This window comes from Pseudomonas matsuisoli (assembly GCF_014647635.1).
GTDB classification, from domain to species: domain Bacteria; phylum Pseudomonadota; class Gammaproteobacteria; order Pseudomonadales; family Pseudomonadaceae; genus Pseudomonas_P; species Pseudomonas_P matsuisoli.
In genome coordinates this window covers 189,009-209,356 of sequence record NZ_BMPO01000005.1, presented here as the reverse complement: position 1 = coordinate 209,356, position 20,348 = coordinate 189,009, and the positions used below count along the sequence as shown (strand labels likewise).

Genomic DNA, 20,348 nt, shown 5'->3' with positions numbered 1-20,348 from the left:
CCTCAGGCAACTTCCGGCAGGATAGTCAGTGAATAGCGATGGCGGATGCTGCGCTGGCGGCGTGGATCGTACAGCTCCATTTCGAAGACCACGGCCGGGCGAATACCACCGATAACCGCGACAGTGCCACAGGTCATGCCGTCGCCATCCGCCAAGGCAGCGCCGCCGTTGTAGCGTTGAACGAGATCGGTGACCGTGCGCAGGCTAGCCAGCGTGCCGTCCTGATAGGCCACCTCTTCGCCGTTTTCGACGATACGTGCACGAATCTGCAGCTCGTCCCAGTAATCGATGACTTCGTCCAGGCGCCACGCGGTACGCGCGACCGGCTTGATGCACAGCTGCTTGGACAGCGCCACGCTGTAGGCTTCGAGCTTACGGTCGGTGTGGTCCGAGGCAATGCTCAGGTATTGCACGCCATCGACGGTGAACACGAAGGCCTCCACTTCCCCGGAGGACTGGTCGCCCACGACCTGCACCACGTCATCCTGCACGAGTTGGTTGCTGGCCACGCGGTAGAACAGCGGCACGGCGCTCGGACGTGGGACGCCGATTTCCGCCAGCTCCTGGATGTGGTGCTCGATGGCGTCCATGTCACGGCCCGCCCAGCCGGCGATGATCAGGTTATGGATGTCGGCGTGAAGCGGTTGGCTGCCGGCTTGGGTTTCGAGCGTGAAGTCGAGTTTCATGGAAATGTCCTCAGGTTGAGCGCATCACGCGCGGGTCATGATTGGAAAACGGAAGGCAGCCACAGGGCGATCTGTGGAAACAGCGCCAGGAGCCCGACCATGGCGAACAGGCACAGCACGAAGGGCAGGCTGCCAACGATGACGGCTTGCATGGAGCCGTTCTTGCGCAGGCTCTGCACGACGAACAGGTTCAGGCCTACCGGCGGCGTGATGAGCGCGGTTTCCACCAGTACGATGATCACGATGCCTAGCCAGATGGGGTCGAACCCCATGGCGATCATGATGGGTGCGACGATCGGTATCGTCGTGATCATCATCGACAGCGTTTCCATGAAGCAGCCGAGTACGACATAGAAAACGACGATCGCGAGCAGCATCGTCCACGGCGACAGGCCGAGACCCACGATGGAGTCGGTGAGCAGGGTAGTCAGCCCAGTCGAGGACAGAATGAAGTTGAGGAACGCGGCGGCAATGACGATCAGCATGATCATGGCGCTGGCGCGCATCGAGTTCTCGACCACCTCTTTGAGCATTGCAATGCTCAGGCGGCGAAAGAAGGCCGCGAGGATCAGTGCCCCCACCACGCCCAGCGCGGCAGCCTCGGTGGGTGTCGCAAGGCCCGCGTAAATCGAACCCACCACGAGCAGAAAGATGCCCAGCGGCGGCAACAGGTGCACCAAGCCGGTAACACGCTCACGCCAGCTTGCCGTAACACGCTGCCCGCCCCATGAAGGTTTCAGCACGCAGGCGACGACGATCACCAACATGAAAAGCCCGGCGAGGAGCAGGCCCGGGACGATGCCGGCCAGATACAGCTGCGGAACGGAAGAGTTGGTCAGTACGCCATACAACACGAGGTTGATCGACGGCGGCAGGAGGATGCCAAGCGTGCCGCCTGCGGCGATGCTGCCCAGAAACAACGGTTCGTTGTAACCGAAGCGCTTGATCTGAGGCAGCGCGACGGTGCCGACCGTCGCGGCGGTAGCCACGCTGGAGCCGGAAGTGGCCGAGAACAACGTCGACGCGCCGATGTTGGCGTGCATCAGCCCACCCGGCAGCCAGGACAGCCACTGGCTCATCGAGTTGTACATGCGTTCGGCGAAGCCGGCCCGCAGCAGAATCTCGCCCAGCATGATGAACAAGGGAATCGCGACCAGCAGGAATTCGTTGTTCGACGCCCAGGCGAGCTCGCCCATGGCGCGCGTCAGCGGCAGGAAGGAGTAAAGCGGGTCCAGGATCAAACCCAGCAAGCCGAGCGCTGCGGCGACCGGGATGCTCAACGCGATGAGCGCGAGCAGCAAAATCAGAGCGACGGTGATCATGGCTGCCGGCCCCCATTCACGAGACGCGCGCCCGTGGCGGCTTCTTCATCGGCTTCTTCCTGCGCGGAGCGAATGCCACACAGTGCTTTGAGCGTTTCGATGTCCCCGGTTACCAGCGCGGTGCTGGCCCTGATCAGCATCAACGCAAGGACTACAGCGAACCACGCAAAGCCTGCGACCCACAGCGTTTGCGGTATCCACAGCGGTGTCGCCAGCGGCGTGTTGGCGGCGGAGTTTTGCGTCCAGGAGGTCATCGCGACGTCGTAGGCGAAGTAGGTGAGATACACCGCGAACACCCCCAGCGCGATCAGGGAAAGGAGGTCGAGTACCGCGCTGACCCGCACGGGCAGGTACTGATAGACGACGTCGACTCGGACGTTCGCGCGTTCCAGCACCGTAAAGGCGAGTGCCCACGTGGTACTGATCGCGAACGCATAGGAGGACAGTTCGTCCGAGCCACCTACGGTCACGGAGAAGACGCGTCGGACGACGACGTCATAGGTAATGAGCAATACGCTGGCGAGCGTCAGAGCGCCTGCCAGCCAGACAGCCGCGCGTGACATGCAGCGCGCGGTCGCCAGCAGCCTTGATAGCAAGGCAATAGCCTGGGAATTCATGGTCGGTTCTCCGGCCAGGGAACAACGAGAGATCGAGGGCCGGGCGGCCCCCCGACGGTGCGTCACTTATTCGCGGTGACGTTCAGCAGTTTGCCGACGGTGTCGTTGAAGTCGCTCACGCACTGGGCTGAGCAACGAGCGGCCCACTTGTCGATCACGCTTTGGCGAATGTCAGTGAGCTGCTTCATGTCCGCTTCGCTGGGCTGGACCAGTTTCATCTTGCCTTTCACCGGGTTCGGGCAGGCTTCGGCACCGGTGTTGCAGTCATAGCCCTGCTGCGTCTGCTCGGCAGCGGCGTCCCAGATCTGGTCGACCATCTCGGCGATGTTGTCCTGCAGGAAGGTCTGCACCTTCGGGTCCAACGCATCCCAAGTCTTCTGGTTCACGGCGTGGATCTGCTCGTTCCAGTTGATCGGCAAGGCGAAAAGGTGCGTCGACACCTCGTACCACTTGGCTGAGTAGCCGGACAGGGAGCCGGTGATCGCGCAGTCCACGACCTTGTTCTGCAACGCCGGTACGACCTCGCCGAACGCCATGGTCACGCTAGAGCCACCCACTGCCTCGATGAACTCGGCCTGGGTGCGGCTGCTGGTGCGAACCTTCTTGCCTTTCAGGTCCGCCAGGCTGTCGACCGGCGCGTTACAGAACAGGACCTGCGCGGGATACGTGGAAATCCCCAACAGCTTGATGTTGCCGGTGGCAGCGTAGTGCTTGGCGTAGACCGGCTCGAAGGCCTTGGTCACGTTGCGCGCCGTGTCGCGATCGGGCGCGAGACCAGCCAGGTCGATGGCTTCGTTGATGGGGTTGTCGCTGGCGAAGTAGGAGAGCGTCGCCGTGCCGAAGGGCACCACACCCTGGGACATCAGGCGCAGCAACTCGGGGCCCTTGAGGCCCATTTCGTTGAAGCCCTTGATCTGAGCCGTGATCTGATTGTTGGAGCGTTCCGGAATGGTCTCGGTCCAGAACGGTTTTTCGTAGTCGGTGAACGCTGTGAGATTGCTAAGGCCCCCGACGATTTGCAGCTGCGTTTTCGGCAATTCCTGTGCATGCGTAGTGGCCGCAAGCAGCGTGCCGAAGAGTGTGACGGCTATTTTTTTCATGGTTACCGATCCTCTAACGGTGCGGGATGTAAGAGGCATCCAGGAACCCGCGTTCCCTGAATGCCTTATGGGTACCAACCGTGCGTCGGGGGCCGCTTTGGTGGTTTGGAGCAGGTAACGGCGGCAGGTGTCGCCAGTGATCCTCCTACAGAACGCCTTGGAGCCATAAGGCTTACCGAAGGCGCATAGGCTGTGATGTCGAATGTGCCTGCATTTCATGCCGAACCTGAGCAGGTGTCTATTCGGATGTTCGCATTAAGGCTGATAAGAGATTCGAATCAGCTTAGGCGGTTTTTGGCGCTGTATGCGAAGCGCGAATGTAGGGGCATCGTGGGGGTTACGGGGCACGCGGCCTATTGCAGGGCGTTGGATTTGTATTCGAACGCCAACGCGCCGCGGGCGGATCGACGTCCTGAAAGACGGACGTCAGGTCGCGCCGTAGCCGTGACTTTCTGCGATCTGAACCGCAAGTCGCGCGATCTCGGCCGCGGCGTAGCTGTCGCTTCCATTGATCCAACTGGCCGTGAACGACAGATCGGGCAAGGGCGCCGACTCGACGTCGATGATGCGCAGCCGTTCTTCGGCGAGCTCCTTATCGAGAAAGCCCGGCGCGATGACGCTCACGCCCACGCTGTCCAGCGCCATGCGCACCACCATGCTCAACGAGGCCGAGCCGTACATGCGCGGTGTCTTGACCCCACGTTGGACCAGCATGTCGCGTACCACCTGATAAGGTTTACTGCTGGAGGGATAGGTGATCACGGGCCAGCGCGCGATGTGCTCCAGCGAAATCGGTTCCGGTCCAAGGTCCAGCTGCGGGCTTGCCACCCAGGCAAGGGGATAGCGGCACAGGGGAAGGTTCTCCACATTCGGCTCGCCAAGCGGCCCCATCAGGAAGGCCAAGTCGATCTGGCGGTTGAGCAGGTGGGAACGCAGGATCGGCGTCGTTTCGACTTCGATCTCCAGAACAAGGTCAGGGAACGTGTTGCTCAGCCGTTCCAGCAACGCCGGCAGCCACGTCTGCACGATCGTTTCTGCCACCCCGATCCCGAGCCTGCCGCTGACGGCATTTTGCGCCCGGGCCACGAGCAGCATGTCGTGCTTCATCTGCACCATGCGTTCGGCGTGCGGCAGCAGCGCTTGGCCTTTAGCGGTGAGCTTGAGTCCACGTTTGTCACGGTCGAAGAGCCGCACGCCGAGGCCGCTTTCGAGCTGAGCGATGCGTTGCGAGACCGCCGGCTGACTCGTGTGCATCTTGTCCGAAGCCGCACGGAAGCTACCGAGCGTCGCGATCCAGTAAAAGGTTTCGATGCCACGGAGTTCGATCATGCGGAGGGCGCGGGCAATGGGAAGGGCGTCATTCTGGACATTCGGTCACCGGGTGCGCAACCGGCGACCTTATCGCTGCGTTGACACCGAAATTGAGCGGGCACGCTCTATTATCTGGATGGCCAGCAGCCGAAGGGCTACTGCACCTGCGTTTTTATGTGGAACTGTCCGGTCTTTCCCGCCCAAACGTTGTTTATCCTCGAACACATCCATCAGCAGCATTGGTTTCCCACCCACCGGCCCTGTTAGTATTTTCGGCCTGTGCGGCGCGAGGCCGTCCGCATCACCTTTATACGTCGTGGGAATTGCATCGTGAGCAGCGAAATAGACTGGAGCAAACTGGGGTTCGATTACATCAAGACGGACAAGCGTTTTCTGGCGGTCTGGCGTGACGGCGCCTGGCAGCCGGGCACACTGACCGAAGACAACGTGCTGCACATCAGCGAAGGCTCCACCGCGCTGCACTACGGCCAGCAATGCTTCGAAGGCCTCAAGGCCTATCGCTGCAAGGATGGCTCGGTCAACCTGTTCCGCCCGGACCAGAACGCCGCGCGCATGGCGCGTAGCTGCGACCGCACCCTGATGCCCTCCGTCCCCACTGACATGTTCATCGACGCGTGCCAGCAAGTCGTCCGCGCCAACGATCGCTTCATTCCTCCCTACGGCACCGGCGGCGCGCTGTATCTGCGCCCGTTCGTCATCGGCGTCGGCGACAACATCGGCGTGCGCACCGCCCCTGAATTCATCTTCTCCGTCTTCTGCATCCCGGTCGGCCCTTACTTCAAGGGCGGCATGAAGCCACACAACTTCCTCGTCTCCGGCTACGACCGTGCCGCACCCAACGGCACCGGCGCCGCCAAGGTCGGCGGTAACTACGCCGCCAGCCTGATGCCCGGCCTGGAAGCGAAGAAGCGCGGTTTCGCCGACGCGATCTACCTCGACCCGATCTCCCACACCAAGATCGAAGAAGTCGGCTCCGCCAACCTGTTCGCCATCACCGAAGACGGCAAGTTCGTCACGCCGAAATCCAACTCCGTACTGCCCGGCATCACGCGCCTGTCGCTGATGCAGCTCGCCAAAGAGCGCTTGGGCCTGGACGTGATCGAAGGCGACGTCTTCATCGACAAACTCGACGCCTATAAAGAAGCCGGCGCTTGCGGCACCGCTGCGGTGATCACCCCTATCGGCGGCATCGAACACAACGGCAAACTCCACGTCTTCCACAGCGAGACCGAGGTTGGCCCGGTAACGAAGAAGCTCTACAACGAGCTGATCGGCATCCAGACCGGCACCATCGAAGGCCCTGCGGGCTGGATCGTGAAGGTTTGATCTGACGGGCGATACGCCATGTAAAAAAACGCCGTGAGCCTTCGGGCCACGGCGTTTTTTATTGGGTGGTGTTTGGGTGATGGGGAGGGGAGCGAGCCACCGGATATCGAACTGCGCTCAAACCTAAAGCTGCGGTCTTTGCAGCCGATTACACCTGATAACAGTGCTTTGGTCCGCTTGCCGGCTAGGCAAATAGAGGGTGGCGTTTAGGTGATGCATAACCGCCAAATGCCTTTGTGGCATCTTCCAAGGCCATCGAATTGGGTATTGGTCGTTACGCCATCGAATATTATCCATCAGGCATGTCCGGCGTGTTATGCGTCAGGTGACGTCTAATTTTAGTTGGCACTCCAAAGGAAAAACCATGGAGCTAAGCATTCAAAATTTTAAGAAATGGACCCTTGGGGTAATAGGAACTATTCTTCTAGGAGCAATAGGCAGCGGCGTATGGGAATGGGTTCTATCTGATCTTTTTAGCTGGCTCGGCAATAATTTTATTTTATTTGCAAGCAGCATCTCCCAAACATTCGTCGAATCCTTATACAAGGAAGTTTGGCGTGGACAGAACTTTCCATATTTACGTGAAACTTACATTCTTACCTTTGTTATATACATAATGCTTCCCTTTATGCTCGGAGTTTTCAGCAGAGGGTCAAGTAACCGCAACACCACCACAGCAAAAAAGACAAAGCCAAAGCTGTACATTGCAATCGTCATGCTATGTTCTATAGCTGTCATGATGACCATTAAAATTTGGCAAACCTCATTTACTGAGCGCGTAGCCTCCACCTTACAAGCAAATACACTAATTCTTGCCCCTTTCATTACAGACGTAGAGCTCATGGAGCTTAATTCAAGTTTTGCTAGCGTGGATTCTGAATCCACCGCAATCGAATTAAAATCTAAACTAGAGTCTCTGTCTGTCAAACACAAAATAAAACTACACGACATGAGTTTCATGTGACTCTAAGAGTTGGCTAAAGTCGTCCCATTCGCTCACTCGGGATCGGCATAGCCGGCCTCTTAGCTAAACGTTAGAGGTACCCATGCTAGAAACATTTATTGCCGTGATTAGCGGACTAACAGCACTCGGGAGTTTATGGTTCACGGAAAGGCAATGGCGCAAAATAAATAAGAAAATAGCTATGCTCACGGAGCCAGGAGCCGCCATTGACGTTTTGCCAGCTTGGTACACGGCTCGAATGATGCAAGATCAATGGTATTTCGGTTTGCGAACAGTCGATGGTCATGTAATCGCTATCAGTAACATAATCGCAATCTCCGATGATGGAAAATGGATGGATGTAAATTTACTGACCGATGATGAAATCCCTAACTGTAAGAAGACAAGTTTCATAACTGCTGTCGCAGATGACAGAAGAGCTGCATCTATTCAAATAGAAAAAATTGTGTTTGCGTATGACATTGTTGCGAGTTAGCTGTGCTTCTAAAAACTGGTTCAAATTGCTCGCTCCGCTCACTGGGACGGGCTAGCCCCGCCCCTTAACTAAACGTTAGCTGTTACGGGAAATACATGGCGATCCTGTCAGAAGAGTCACTTGACTTTGCCAAGGCTCACATCGAGAAGTACTACGACTCCGACTTCTTCCCGAAAGCGTTCGAGTTCGAGGCGTTATGGCACCACTGGCCCCAGGTCAAGCAGGAGCTTCAAAGCAAGAATATATCCAAGTTCTTGGTCTCGAACCCATATAACTCGACCATACAGAAAGCACGTGGTGGTTACCGCGTAGTGCACCAGCTAGAACCGATGGAAGCCGTTGCGTACACAGCCATGGCCTATGAGGTTGGCTCATCAATAGAAGAGAAGCGCGCGCCGGCTACGAACCGAATCGCGTGCTCGTACCGGATTAAAGTCGCCAACGGCAGTCTTTTTGATGGGGGTTCTGGATGGGGTGACTTCAAAGATAAAAGCCTGGAGCTAGCTAACGAAAACGATTTCGCAGCGATAACGGATATCTCCGACTTCTACAATCAGATCTATCTTCACCGCCTTCAGAACGCGATCGAAGCTGCGAACACCGCTCACAAATCGCTCGCTTCAGATATCGAGGACTTTCTCTTGGCGCTGAACAACAAGGCATCGCAGGGCGTGCCCGTTGGACCTGCGGCCAGCGTCGTTATGGCCGAAGCGGTAATGATCGACATTGACGCCTTCATTTCGCAATGTGGGGTGGATCACACCCGATATGTGGACGATATTCGAATGTTCAGTAATTCGGAAGCCAAACTTGCTGGAGCACTCGAAAAGCTAACGCTTTACCTCTACGAGAATCACCGGCTGACACTCGCTACTGACAAGACTAAGCTCATGCCGACGGATGAGTTCGTTGAAAAGCACCTCCACAATCCATACTTGGACAACAAAGATGAGCTCATGGAAGAGCTTGACAATATCAGTCCCTACGGAGGGGATGACGCTGATGAGGATGATAATTTCAACGAAGGAGATATTGGCGGCACACTAGCCGAAGCGTTAGATAGGATCCTCAAGTTTGACTACATAGATCTGGGGCTAGCACGAAGCATCATTCGGACTGCGCGTCGAAACAAGACGCCGAACCTGGTTCCTGTGCTGCTCGAAAACTTTGCATATTTTACGCCGGTCAGCCCTGATCTGTTTCTGTACCTTGAGGAAGTTATGGATGCTTTAACTTCCCCCATGATCAAATCGGGTCTTGAGAAGGTCTGCGATTTGCGAGAGTCCAACTGCGCGCTTGTCCGCCTTTGGTTGGAGCATTTCATCTCATCGCACGCCAGCCTCCTAGCAAGTCAAAGGCTGAAGCGCTTTGTTATGACTGGACCGAATATCGAGAACAAAGCCCGTGCGGCAATCACTCTTGGCGACATAGCGTGGGTCCGAACTCACAAAGCCCAGATTTATAATGTGGGGGCACGCGCTAGGCGGTCTATCATCAACGCAGCCCGTGTATTGCCAAGTGACGAGCGCAACCCATGGCTCGGTCTAGTTGCTCAGAACGCAGCACTGCCATTGGATAAATGGCTGGCCAATTGGGTTAAGGCTACAGCGTGATAACTAACAAATCATCCAAGCCGATGCTGCTTCGCAGCGCGGATTAATTTAAGCGTCAGGCAAGCACAAAGACATGGAATCCAAAGTTACCTTTCGACTAGCCGATATAGCACCTCAGCTTATTGCGTATGGCGAACCTGAAGCAGCCGAAAAGCTCATGCAGCTTGACGACTGCTCACTTCACAAGATTGGAGTCCTCGCATTTGATAATTATCTTGTGCCCAAAACAATTTTATATAAGGCCGTCTGCTTGGCAGTCGTCGAGTATCTTGAAGGCACAAAAAGAGAGTTGCGTAGGAAAAAGCGGGTGTTCCCAAAAGGCTCAGCGTAATGCCTAACAAGTGGTTCAAATCGCTCGCTACGCTCATTGGGGCGGGCTAAAGCGCGCCCCTTAACCAAACGTTAGCCACACCTTGAGATTTTGGCGATGTCAGAAGAGTGGTTCCAATTTCAGGAGCGGATAAAAGATCACTTTTTGTCTTTGGGCGCAGAGGCTCGAACAAACGCTCGTATACAAGGTGTCAGAACATGTCACGATATTGATGTCTATGTACAAACCAGATATCTCGGGGAAAATCTGGTATGGCTGATCGAGGCAAAATTCTGGAAAGCAAAAGTAAAAAAGAATCAGGTACTGGCCCTCAGGGCCATTGTTGAGGATATTGGCGCTGATCGGGGCTTCATTGTTTCTATGGCGGGCTTTCAGAAAGGTGCCATTGAGGCGGCGAACAAAACCAACATAAAACTTAAAACATTCGACGAGCTGCTCTCTGATACAAGAGAGTTTGCAGAGAGCGAGATCCTTAGGGCTTATCGAGAAAGAGTAAATTTACTTGAGGATAGATACTGGTCGCATTCCAAGCGCACGAGAATTGAGTACGGCCTTCGACATGACATCATTGACACTGTTTTCACTTTCACTGGTCAAGAACTTCTGACAACTGCTAGAAGCGCGATAATGGCGGCAGAGGATAGAGATTATCCTATTGATCTACAAATGGTGTTGACAGAGCGCAAAGGTGAAGCCACAGCGGACAGCTTCCAGCAGCTATGCAATTGGCTCAATTTGAACCTAAATCACTTGGATGAGCGTCTGCTCAATGCAGAATGGCGCATGCACGAGAATGGAGACTATCGACCAAATACTGGCAGAACTAGAGCGCGAGACTCTTACATTACTGAATTCATGGCAAAGGCAATGATGGGCAAGCTTGAGGAGAAGTAGCGGCTAACAACTGGTTCAAACCGTTCGCTACGCTCAGTGGGACGGGCTAAAGCCGCCTTTTAACCAAGCGTTAGCGCTCGAGGAAAGTCATGCGCACATTGCAAGAATTATGTGAGGCCATCCAGAGTCACGAGACTTTAGAGGGTGTCGTAACTGCTTGTTATGCCCCAACAGATTCGCCCAGGAAGATCGGTTCACTCAAAGAAATTGATGATTTCCTTTTGTCCTGCGGTTATACGTCCTTGGGAGTCAAATGGATTCCATTAAACCGTTCCGAGGCAATCAAGCATCTGCAGGAAATGCTAAATATCAGTCTTGCCTACGGCACTGAAATGCTCAGCAAGGAAGAATCAGAAAGGTTGGCGCAGGAGTTCTCTAATTTCTTCAGCTCAGAAAATTCGGTGTGGTTCACCAATGGCAACCGATATGGCTGGAACCCAGTGACCAAATCAACTTTTGAGAATGCAACAGTTGTACTTGATGAAACCAATATTGCACTTGTCCTTTTTGAGGATGAGGATTGAGCGCTAACAATTGGTTCAAATCGCTCACTGGGATGGGCTAAAGCCTGCCCTCTAACCGAACGTTAGGCCGCTAGAAATGCGAAAAAAACCGAAATTTTGGCATAGAGTTTGGGGCACTGAAGGATGTCGGCTCCGGGTTCATGCCTCAAATTCATTTAAGGAAGATTATCAATGAACGATGCTAAAACGTGCCCGAAGTGCCAGCAATCCATGAGTCGCGGCTTCGTTGCTGATCGGGCCGAGCTATATCATCTCAGTTTGTGGGTCGAAGGAGAGCCAGAGGTGTCATCGTGGAAGGGCTTAAAGGTTCTGCCCGAGAAGAGCTTGGTCATCGCGACGTATCGCTGCATCTCCTGTGGCTTTCTTGAATCGTATGCACCGCGATGATCCGCATGCCAGCAGTGCAGCCTAGCTCTTTTATCAAGGGGAGCTAAGCCTTCGCTTAACCGAGCGTCAGTCCCAAGATGAAGACCTGCGAAGTTATTAAATTTCGAGGCGATCGCTTTTCAAAGTCGAACGTGGTTAATCAACGCGATCCTTGCATACGGTTGATCTGCCCCGGAGCCTGCCGACAAGTAGTTAGCACTGCACGCCGATCATGCAATGAACCTCCACCGGATCGATTACCTCGAACCTGAAAACGTCCCTGGGGGGTGATGCATGAGTCTGGATCGACGAGCCTTCAATGCTGTGCTGTTCGCTTTGTCATTGGCACCCAATGTCGCGGCGCTTGGAGCCCCTGCTCGTAACGAGAAGCCGGAGCAGCTCCGTTTCAAGGATGACGGCAAGATTCCCAACAGCCCGTATCCCACGCTGGTCTATCGAGATCTTCCACTGGAGGGCGACAAGGCCGCTGCGTTCGAGAAGCTGTTTGCCGCCAACGGCTGGCCGCCACAGTGGCGCTACGGGATTTTTACTTACCATCACTATCATCCCAATGCGCATGAAGTCCTCGGCGTGGCTTCTGGCAGCGCTCGCGTGATGCTCGGCGGCGAGTCAGGTCAGGAGGTCAGTATCGCGGCTGGCGATGTGCTGGTGCTTCCAGCGGGTACTGGTCACTGCTGCCTGGAAAGCAGCGACGACTTTCTCGTAGTGGGCGCCTACCCCGAAGGGCAAGCGGACTACGATACGGAGCGTGCCGACGCCAGCGTCCATGCGGCGTCGCTGGCGCGTATCGCGCAGGTGGCAATGCCGATGGCGGATCCCGTGACGGGGAAAGACGGCGCATTGCTCGCGGCTTGGCGTACCGGCTGAGCCTTAGCAGGGTGACGTGCGGAGCCGATCATTTCACGGCTGAGTGATCTGAGCCGGGATATCGGCTGAGGGACCTCAAGTCCGGACGGACCTCGACTTGCTCACGGGATTCGACGGATGCGGGGCGGAATCGGTCGCTGTCACCGCCGGTCGTCGCCAAAGCGGGGTACGCGTAGAAAAACACGGGCAGGGTCCTCCAGTTCGCGCATTACAGGCCGATACGCAGGGACGGATACATACCCTTGAGTGCTAGCAATGTTCGGGAACAAGCTCAGACAGGAACTGGTTGAGAAAGAAGAGGAACTGGCCATCTTTCGTCAGATTCAGGCCGGCCTTGAATCTGAAATGATCAAGTTCACTGTCGATACCACCCACAAGATAGTGCAGTGCAATGCCCGGTTCGCGGCCCTCCTGGGGTACCCGGTCGATCAGGTAGTGAACAAGCCGCTGGATACGTTCGTCGCCGAATACGTCAAGTCACTGCCTTGCTACGCCAACCTGCGCAATGCCTTCAATACCGGTACGTCCGTATCGGACAAGTATCGATTTCTGAAGGCGGACGGCTCCCTCGCCTGGATCCAAGCGCATTGGCAGCCGATCAAGGATGCCAAGGGCAAGGTGGGGTCGTTCATGTGCCTGGGCACCGATGTCACCAAGGCCACCGAACTCGCTCGCGAAAATGAAGACGTCATCGCTGCGCTGCAGCGATCCACCGCGGTCATCGAATTCAAACTCAGTGGGCATGTCATCGCGGCAAACGAGCAATTCCTGCAAGCGATGGGCTACAAGCGGGAACAGATTCTCAACAAGCACCATTCGATGTTTTGCGTGCCTGGTGAAATATCCGAAAGTGACTATGCGGCGTTCTGGCAACGCCTGAACAGCGGCGAGGTGATGGCCGGCCGCTTCAAGCGCAGGGACAGCTACGGCCGGGACGTATGGCTGGAAGCCACGTACAACCCCGTACGCGATACGCAAAACCGGCTCTACAAGATCGTCAAGTTCGCCACCGTCATCACCGACGAGGTCAACCGCGAATTGCAGGTCAGTAACGCCGCGTCGACCGCCTACGAAGTCTCCAGGGACACTGACTCGACCGCGCAAACCGGGACCGATGTCGTGCAGAAGACCTTAAGGGCCATGGAGCAGATCACCCAGGAGATGACCACCGCCACGGCGGGCATCGAGGCATTGGGCAAGCAGTCCATGCTGATCAGCACAATGGTGCAGACCATCGGCGGCATCGCCAGCCAGACCAACCTGCTGGCGCTGAACGCTGCAATTGAAGCCGCCCGTGCGGGCGAGCAGGGTCGAGGCTTTGCCGTGGTCGCCGACGAGGTCAGACAACTGGCGAGCCGCACGAGCAAGGCGACCGAGGAAATCGTCGTCGTGGTCGAACAGAACCAGCGTCTCGTGGAGAGTGCCATCGCCAATATCGCGGTCAGCCGCGAGCAGGCCCAGAACGGCCTGACCCTTGCTGGCCGAGCAGGCGAGGTGATCCTCGATATCCGGGAACGGGCCAAGAAGGTCGTGGAAGCGGTAGGGCAATTCGCCAGTCAGATAAAGTAGTTACTGCGACCACGTCCAGCGCCGGTGATCTGCACATCGCCGGCGCAAGCATGCTTGAGCGGCCTGAAATGTTTTGCCCGCAACCGCATTGCACGGATATGCACTAGGCCTTTGACCTCGCGGCTCATCGGCAAACGCGTAATCGCGCTATGCAGAGCCTCTGATGAGGCCCGCATATCGTCGTGAGGGCGCTTAGGCAGCCGCCAACCCATTTAACTTCGCCATCACCTCGTCTGGCAGGATCAAGTCGGCAGCCGCGAGGTTCTGCCGCAGGTGTTCAACATTTGAGGTCCCGGGGATCAGCAGGATGTTGGACGAGCGCTTGAGCAGCCAGGCGATGGCGACCTGCATCGGCGTTGCATTCAGCTGGGCAGCGACTTCTTCGAGCACGCTGGACTGCAATGGGTTGAAGCCACCCAGCGGGAAGAACGGGACGTACGCGATACCTTCAGCCGCGAGGCTGTCGATCAGCGGCTCATCGTGACGATGCACGATGTTGTACAAGTTCTGCACACAAACGATCGGAACGATGCGGCGTGCTTCGGCTACTTGGGTCGCCGTGACATTGCTTACGCCGATATGGCGAATCAGGCCTTGCTCGCGCAGTTCCGCCAGCGTGGTGATGGCCTCCTCAATCGAGCCTTCAGCAGGTTCGTGCACGCCATGCATGCTGCGCAGGTTCACGACGTGCAGCTGTTCGAGGCCCAGATTGCGCAGGTTGTCGTGCACTGCGGCGGTGAGTTCGGTAGGCGATAACGCGGGTATCCATTCTCCGTTCGGGCCGCGTCTGGCGCTGACCTTGGTGACGAGGGTCAAGTCGTCGCTGTAGGGGTGTAGCGCTTCACGGATGAGTTGATTGGTGGTGTGAGGGCCATAGAAGTCGGCGGTGTCGATATGGTTCACGCCAGCATCGACGGCGGCGCGCAGCACGGCAAGCGCGCCATCGCGATCCTTTGGAGGGCCGAAGCCAAAGGGGCCCGCAAGCTGCATCGCTCCGTAACCGATGCGTTTGACGGCGCGTTCGCCGAGGGTAACGAAATCATCTGTCGTCGTAGTCATGTGCGTTCTCCGTAGTAGGTGTAAACCACCTTAGGCCTGCCTGCGCTGTGCAACAATCCGATGCAGTTCGGACAAGCTGTGCGGAGAGGCGGACAATGAATATCGACTTGAATGACCTGCGGGCTTTTCTCGCGGTCGCCAATGCGGGTGGTTTTCGTGATGGAGCGCGACGCAGCGGTGCGAGTGCTTCGCGATTGAGCGATGCCGTGCGCCGGCTCGAAACACAGCTTGGCGTGCGGTTGTTGCACCGCAGTACGCGCAGTGTCGTGCTGACCGAGGTGGGGCGTCATTTGCTCGAACGTGTTTCGCCCGCATTGGCCGAGGTGAGTGATGCGCTGGACGTGGTCAATGGCTTTCGTGATAGCCCCGTCGGCACGCTCAAGCTGAACGTGCCAGTCGTGGCTTCCAGGCTCGTGTTGCCCAGGATTCTGCCTGGCTTCGTAGAGGCCTATCCCAATATCCAGGTGCAGATCACCGCGGAAGACAGCTTTGTCGATGTGCTCACCAGCGGCTGTGATGCGGGCATCCGCTATGGCGAACGGCTGGAGCAGGACATGATCGCCATACCCATCGGGCCCCGCGTTCAGCGCTATGCGGCTGCAGCGTCACCGGCTTATCTGACGCGTTGTGGTCATCCGGCTCATCCAAATGATCTGCTCGAACACGCTTGCATGCGTGGCCGCTTTTCCAGCGGCGCGTTGGCCACATGGGAGTTCGAGCGCGACGGTCAACGCGTGGAGTTCGATCCGAATGGCCCACTGGAGGTGCGTTTAGGGGGCGGGGCGGACCTCATGGTCGACATGGCATTGGCCGGAAGTGGCATCGTGTTCTTGTTCGAAGACTGGTTGCAGCCGTATTTCGATGACGGCCGCCTGATGCCCGTGCTTGAGCCCTGGTGGGTCAGTTTCTCCGGGCCGTTCCTGTACTACCCCGGACGGCGCTTGCTGCCTGGGCCGCTTCGGGCGTTCGTCGACTATGTAAAAGATGTGGGTCCCGACCTGTTCTCGCCTCGGCAATAGTTCGTTAATTAGCGGCGCTCAATCCTCTCGGGTAAGCACTTCCAGCAGCTCGATTTCGAAGATGAGGTTCGAGTTCGGCGAAATATGCGCACCTACCTGGCGCTCACCATAAGCCAGGTGGGCGGGGACGAAGAGCTTGCGTTTGCCGCCGACCTTCATGCCCATCAGGCCTTGATCCCAGCCTTTGATGACGCGCCCCGTGCCGATCACACATTGGAAAGGGCGCCCCTTTTCGAGGGACGAATCGAACACGGTGCCGTCTTCGAGCCAGCCGGTGTAGTGGGTGGTGATGAGGGCGCCTTTCACGACAGCCTTGCCGTCGCCAAGTTGGAGGTCTTCGATTTGCAGGGTGTCGGTCATCGGTTGGTCCATATCGAAAAGCCGACATTCTGGGCCCTTCCGTTCAGCAGCGATATCATTCGCGCGCATTCATAGGCGGATCGGTTTTATGGCTTCGGTTTTCGAGCGCTACGCGTCACTGTTTCGCGGCACGCTCGCACGTTACTTCCCACGTACCCGTGCTTACCTCGATGAAAAGGGCTCACTACGTCATGACGGGATGGCGGCAGAGCGTGGGGCGGGGAAAAAGGCCAAGCCTGCCAAGCGCGCCAAGGGTGGCGGCAAGGTCTCTGCCAGCAAGTCGGTGTCGACCTCCGCGAAAAACGGTGAGCGGAAGCGAACGCCATCCTCTCGGAAGCCCTCCAATGCCGCTCCGGGTATCTATCCTGCGAAGCGGATGAGTATTGATGCCGCGCAGGTTCAGGCGATGCGCGAGCGCGTCGCCGCAGCAGTAGAAGCCGGTGTGATCGGTGCGCCCTCGGACGAGCAGTGGGCGATGATCCTGTCTCGGCACCATGCGACGCGCATCTTCGCGGGCGCCGGCTCTGGCAAATCGACCACGTTGGTGCTGCGTATCGTCTTCATGCTGTGTCATTTGAACCTGCCGCCTGAGCGATTGACCGTCATCTCCTTCACCAACGCCTCATGCGCAGAGCTGCGCGAACGCCTTACCCGGGTCCTTTCGTTCTGGAGTTTTGAGCTGGACGGCACCCAAGCCCGCTCGATGGTGCGAACGTTCCACGCGGCGATGGCTGCGATGGCTCGGGAGGTTTTGCCGCCTGCCGGCTGGTTCGAGCAGTTGGATGAAGTATCGAGCGACGAGCCGGACAACCCGCTCGCGGGCGGGCGCCTGAGGCCGCCCCAGCACAAGCTGCTAAAGCTGGCCTACGGACAGGCGTATGCCGCCGATGAGACGTTCCGTAGTCAGGTCCATACGCTGCTGGGCCTTCCCGCACCTGAACCGATCGAGGGAAAAGGCAAGCTAAAGGCGCCAGAGGATGTCTTCAAACTTGCCGGCGAATTCACCGCCGTACCCTTGTTCGAGGTCTTCTACCAACAGGCCGGGTTCATCGAAAGCATCGGGCTGAGGATCGACACGTTGGACGTCAAAGCGCTCGAATGCTCGCGCAAGGAACGCGTCTTTCTCGAAGCATTGAAGCGGTTCTGGCAAGCCTTTCAGACGCTGCTCGCGAAGCGCGACGTGCGCACGTTCAATGACGGCTTTCAGGCATTGACCGAGCGGTTAGCGAAGGGTGATGTGCCGCTCGCTGCGTTGCTGCCGTTCACGCATCTCGCGATCGATGAGTTCCAGGACATCTCGCCGCAGATCGTCCAATGGCTCCAGGCGCTACATCGGCAACTGGCGAAGCAGGGCGAGCCTGTCAGCCTGATGGCGATCGGGGACGACTGGCAATCCATCTACGGTTGGCGCGGCAGCTCGCCCGAGCTGTTCATGGATTTCGACCGGCATTTCACCAGCCGGGGCAAGGCTGGCAAAAGTTCTGTGCTGACACTTGCGACCAACTACCGCTCCATCGAGCCTGTCATCCGAGATGCGGAGAAAGTCCTGGCCGACGTGGCGTTCAAGCAGGAGAAGACCTGCCATGCGCACAAAAGCATGCAGCCGGGCGACCATGGCGTGAAAGTGATCGCCGGGTTCGATCTGGCGAACGGGCTACCTGACTTGATCGCACAGATTCGTGCGCAGTGCGACGAGGTCAGCGTACGCCCCGGATGTGATCGGACGGCGGTACTGGTGCTGGGCCGGCGTAACGAGCCACTCGCGGGCATTCGCAAAAAGCTGGATGCGGCATTGCCGGTCAAAGCGCTCACCATCCACCGCGCCAAGGGGCTGCAAGGCGAAGTGGCGATCATCGTCGACGATTGCCTGCCGGGCGAGAAACATCCATTGCGTAACGCGTTGTACGCACACAGCGGATTCTTTCGGAACAGTTACGACCAGGCAATGGCGGACGAGGCCTTGCGTCTAGGCTATGTCGCCATTACTCGCGGCGTGAGCCGTGTGTTTTGGTATACGCGCAAGCGGCAGGGTGCGGTGCAACGTTTGTCGTAGAGCGTAAGCGTAGCCGACGTTGAGGGGCTCCCGGGTTTCACCCGGTCTACGGTTTGACGGTGGCGTAATCCACCGTTCGGCGCGTACCGGTAATCAGTGGATCAATGCATGGAAACCGATGGAATCTTTCGGGATTGCGGCCTACGGGTTGCAGGTGCGGCCATTCGTTGCTTGCGACAGATTTCGTTTGTTAGGTAGATCGCATTCGCGGCCAAGGCCGCCCCTACAGAAAAGCGGATCGCACTCATCGTGAACGGTGGCGCGCATTGCCTTTTGTAGGAGCGGCGGGGCGGCCATCCGCCTTGGCCGCGAATGCTGTTTTTCAGCCACCTCGTCCACAACGGGTGGCCTCTGTGCTAGTCGCGGTGACCGGTAGAAACCCTTCGCGATTCCATAGGGCGGGTGGAACCCGCGTAACGCTGTTACGGGTGGTCCCGTTCTACGGTCAATACGCCAGCGACGCCTTTCGCGCGAATCCACCGTGAGCATCCAGCATGCGCTCGCGCCAGGCCGCGACGGGGTCTTCGCTTTCGAGAAGGTTTTGCGCGCTGCACACCCGTGCCCATTGGAAGGTGCCGGCGAGGATGTAGTCCGCGTAGGCCGGGGTTTCGCCAGCAAGATAGGGCTGTACCTCCAAGGTCCGGCGCAGGGGGGCCAAGGCGGTCCGGAACGCTTTAAGCCACTGTTCGCGCTCGGTACGTAGCGTTTCGAATGATGCGCCCAACATGGCCTCACGGGTCGACTGAAAATAATCACGATCGCCGCTGGCCAGAATGTTGTGGATGTCCGGCAGCAGCAGTCTCGCCAGCGGCGGGTGCACGACACCGTCGGTCCAGTTATTGATGAAGCGCGTCAAGGCGCGGGCTGTGTCTTCTCCGAACAACGAGGGGCAGTCCGGATACGTGCGCTCGAGGTATTCAGCGATGGCCCAGCTGTCGTTTACCGTCTGCTCGCCATCGACGAGCACAGGCACCTTGCCCTGACCGCTGAAGGCGATCGCCTCTTTGTCACTGAAACGCCAGGGTTGAGTCTCGACCGAAAGCCCCTTATGGGCGAGGGCATAGCGGCTGCGCCAGCAGTAAGGGCTGAACTGGACGTGTTCGTCAGCGCCGGTGAGTTCGTAAAGGCGGATGGTCGTGCTCATGTGCGTCCTCTTTGGCCAAACAATACCGAGCGTGATGCGTCGGTAACCGTGGGTGTTCCGTTGATTTTTTCTGCTTGTGCATAGGCGCGTACGGTGGCAGGGCGCGCTTTTATCGTTTCGAACCAGCGTTTGAGGTTGGCGAATTCGTTCAAATCCTGCTGCTGGCGCTCGTAGGGCACTAACCATGGATAACAGGCCATGTCGGCAATCGAATACTCGCCTGCAACGAACTCTCGATCGGCCAAGCGCTTGTCGAGGACGCTATACAGACGACGTGTTTCGTTGACGTAGCGGTCGATGGCGTAGGGGATCTTCTCCGGCGCATATTGGACGAAGTGGTGATTCTGCCCCGCCATGGGACCCAGGCCACCCATCTGCCAGAACAGCCACTGCATGACCTCTGCCCGTCCGCGGATGTCGGTCGGTAGGAACCGACCCGTCTTCTCCGCGAGGTATTGCAGGATGGCGCCGGATTCGAATACCGACAACGGTTCGCCGCCGTCCGCGGGTGCGTGGTCGACGATGGCGGGGATTCGATTGTTCGGGGAAATGGCGAGAAATTCAGGTTTGAACTGATCGCCCTGACTGATATTGACCGGAACGATGCGGTAGTCCACGCCAAGCTCTTCCAACAGCAGGGTCGCTTTGTGGCCGTTGGGGGTGGTCCAGTAGTAGAGATCGATCATAAGACGCCTCTTGGAATGTG

The 20,348-nt window shown here is 57.4% G+C and carries 19 protein-coding genes and 1 pseudogene; 11 read left to right on the top strand and 9 right to left on the bottom strand.

The window, feature by feature from the left end:
• Positions 1 to 2 precede the first annotated feature (2 nt).
• The 5 genes from IEY47_RS12590 to IEY47_RS12570 all read right to left on the bottom strand — a co-directional run bounded on the left by IEY47_RS12590 (position 3) and on the right by IEY47_RS12570 (position 5,054).
• Positions 3 to 686, bottom strand: coding sequence for a DUF2848 domain-containing protein (locus IEY47_RS12590; RefSeq protein WP_188983593.1), 684 nt, complete (start codon positions 684 to 686; stop codon positions 3 to 5).
• A gap of 35 nt (positions 687 to 721) precedes the next feature.
• On the bottom strand, positions 722 to 2,008 hold the full coding sequence (locus IEY47_RS12585) for a TRAP transporter large permease (RefSeq protein ID WP_188983592.1): 1,287 nt from the start codon (positions 2,006 to 2,008) through the stop codon (positions 722 to 724).
• A complete protein-coding gene (locus tag IEY47_RS12580) occupies positions 2,005 to 2,625 on the bottom strand; it encodes a TRAP transporter small permease subunit (protein ID WP_188983591.1) in 621 nt (206 codons plus the stop codon). Before IEY47_RS12580 ends, IEY47_RS12585 begins: the two co-directional genes overlap by 4 nt.
• Before the next feature lie 62 nt (positions 2,626 to 2,687).
• Entirely contained in the window at positions 2,688 to 3,725 is a 1,038-nt protein-coding gene (locus tag IEY47_RS12575; RefSeq protein ID WP_188983590.1) for a TRAP transporter substrate-binding protein, read from the bottom strand.
• 426 nt (positions 3,726 to 4,151) lie between these two features.
• On the bottom strand, positions 4,152 to 5,054 hold the full coding sequence (locus IEY47_RS12570; RefSeq protein WP_188983589.1) for a LysR family transcriptional regulator: 903 nt from the start codon (positions 5,052 to 5,054) through the stop codon (positions 4,152 to 4,154).
• Between the two features lie 312 nt (positions 5,055 to 5,366).
• On the opposite strand from IEY47_RS12570, the gene IEY47_RS12565 reads away from it, so the two are divergent.
• The 9 genes and pseudogenes from IEY47_RS12565 to IEY47_RS20800 all read left to right on the top strand — a co-directional run bounded on the left by IEY47_RS12565 (position 5,367) and on the right by IEY47_RS20800 (position 14,007).
• On the top strand, positions 5,367 to 6,383 hold the full coding sequence (locus IEY47_RS12565) for a branched-chain amino acid aminotransferase (RefSeq protein ID WP_373293580.1): 1,017 nt from the start codon (positions 5,367 to 5,369) through the stop codon (positions 6,381 to 6,383).
• A gap of 364 nt (positions 6,384 to 6,747) precedes the next feature.
• A complete protein-coding gene (locus IEY47_RS12560) occupies positions 6,748 to 7,347 on the top strand; it encodes a hypothetical protein (RefSeq protein WP_188983588.1) in 600 nt (199 codons plus the stop codon).
• Positions 7,348 to 7,429: 82 nt separating this feature from the next.
• Positions 7,430 to 7,822 carry a hypothetical protein gene (locus IEY47_RS12555; RefSeq protein ID WP_188983587.1) on the top strand — a complete coding sequence of 131 codons (393 nt, stop codon included), beginning with the start codon at positions 7,430 to 7,432 and terminating at the stop codon, positions 7,820 to 7,822.
• A gap of 95 nt (positions 7,823 to 7,917) precedes the next feature.
• Positions 7,918 to 9,435: an RNA-directed DNA polymerase gene (locus IEY47_RS12550; RefSeq protein ID WP_188983586.1), complete on the top strand. Its 1,518-nt coding sequence runs from the start codon at positions 7,918 to 7,920 to the stop codon at positions 9,433 to 9,435.
• Between the two features lie 427 nt (positions 9,436 to 9,862).
• Complete coding sequence (locus tag IEY47_RS12545; RefSeq protein WP_188983585.1) at positions 9,863 to 10,660, top strand: restriction endonuclease; 798 nt, start codon at positions 9,863 to 9,865, stop codon at positions 10,658 to 10,660.
• 89 nt (positions 10,661 to 10,749) lie between these two features.
• Positions 10,750 to 11,184 carry a hypothetical protein gene (locus tag IEY47_RS12540; protein ID WP_188983584.1) on the top strand — a complete coding sequence of 145 codons (435 nt, stop codon included), beginning with the start codon at positions 10,750 to 10,752 and terminating at the stop codon, positions 11,182 to 11,184.
• Positions 11,185 to 11,844: 660 nt separating this feature from the next.
• Entirely contained in the window at positions 11,845 to 12,438 is a 594-nt protein-coding gene (locus IEY47_RS12535) for a cupin domain-containing protein (RefSeq protein WP_188983583.1), read from the top strand.
• 255 nt (positions 12,439 to 12,693) lie between these two features.
• Positions 12,694 to 13,464 (top strand): annotated as a pseudogene (locus IEY47_RS20805) (PAS domain-containing protein); the annotation flags it as partial.
• 93 nt (positions 13,465 to 13,557) lie between these two features.
• The gene (locus tag IEY47_RS20800; protein ID WP_373293587.1) at positions 13,558 to 14,007 is read left to right on the top strand and encodes a methyl-accepting chemotaxis protein; all 450 of its coding nucleotides are present in this window, start codon (positions 13,558 to 13,560) and stop codon (positions 14,005 to 14,007) included.
• Between the two features lie 192 nt (positions 14,008 to 14,199).
• Here the strand turns inward: IEY47_RS20800 and IEY47_RS12525 are convergent, their stop codons facing one another.
• Positions 14,200 to 15,066, bottom strand: coding sequence for an aldo/keto reductase family oxidoreductase (locus tag IEY47_RS12525; RefSeq protein ID WP_188983581.1), 867 nt, complete (start codon positions 15,064 to 15,066; stop codon positions 14,200 to 14,202).
• Positions 15,067 to 15,161: 95 nt separating this feature from the next.
• On the opposite strand from IEY47_RS12525, the gene IEY47_RS12520 reads away from it, so the two are divergent.
• The gene (locus tag IEY47_RS12520; protein ID WP_188983580.1) at positions 15,162 to 16,085 is read left to right on the top strand and encodes a LysR family transcriptional regulator; all 924 of its coding nucleotides are present in this window, start codon (positions 15,162 to 15,164) and stop codon (positions 16,083 to 16,085) included.
• Between the two features lie 18 nt (positions 16,086 to 16,103).
• On the opposite strand, the gene IEY47_RS12515 is transcribed toward IEY47_RS12520, so the two are convergent.
• The gene (locus IEY47_RS12515) at positions 16,104 to 16,445 is read right to left on the bottom strand and encodes an FKBP-type peptidyl-prolyl cis-trans isomerase (RefSeq protein ID WP_188983579.1); all 342 of its coding nucleotides are present in this window, start codon (positions 16,443 to 16,445) and stop codon (positions 16,104 to 16,106) included.
• An 88-nt stretch (positions 16,446 to 16,533) separates the two neighbouring features.
• Between IEY47_RS12515 and IEY47_RS12510 the strand changes: the two genes are divergently transcribed.
• Positions 16,534 to 18,498 carry a UvrD-helicase domain-containing protein gene (locus IEY47_RS12510; protein ID WP_188983578.1) on the top strand — a complete coding sequence of 655 codons (1,965 nt, stop codon included), beginning with the start codon at positions 16,534 to 16,536 and terminating at the stop codon, positions 18,496 to 18,498.
• A 445-nt stretch (positions 18,499 to 18,943) separates the two neighbouring features.
• Here the strand turns inward: IEY47_RS12510 and IEY47_RS12505 are convergent, their stop codons facing one another.
• On the bottom strand, positions 18,944 to 19,642 hold the full coding sequence (locus tag IEY47_RS12505) for a glutathione S-transferase family protein (protein ID WP_188983577.1): 699 nt from the start codon (positions 19,640 to 19,642) through the stop codon (positions 18,944 to 18,946).
• The gene (locus IEY47_RS12500) at positions 19,639 to 20,328 is read right to left on the bottom strand and encodes a glutathione S-transferase N-terminal domain-containing protein (RefSeq protein ID WP_188983576.1); all 690 of its coding nucleotides are present in this window, start codon (positions 20,326 to 20,328) and stop codon (positions 19,639 to 19,641) included. Before IEY47_RS12500 ends, IEY47_RS12505 begins: the two co-directional genes overlap by 4 nt.
• Positions 20,329 to 20,348: the final 20 nt, after the last annotated feature.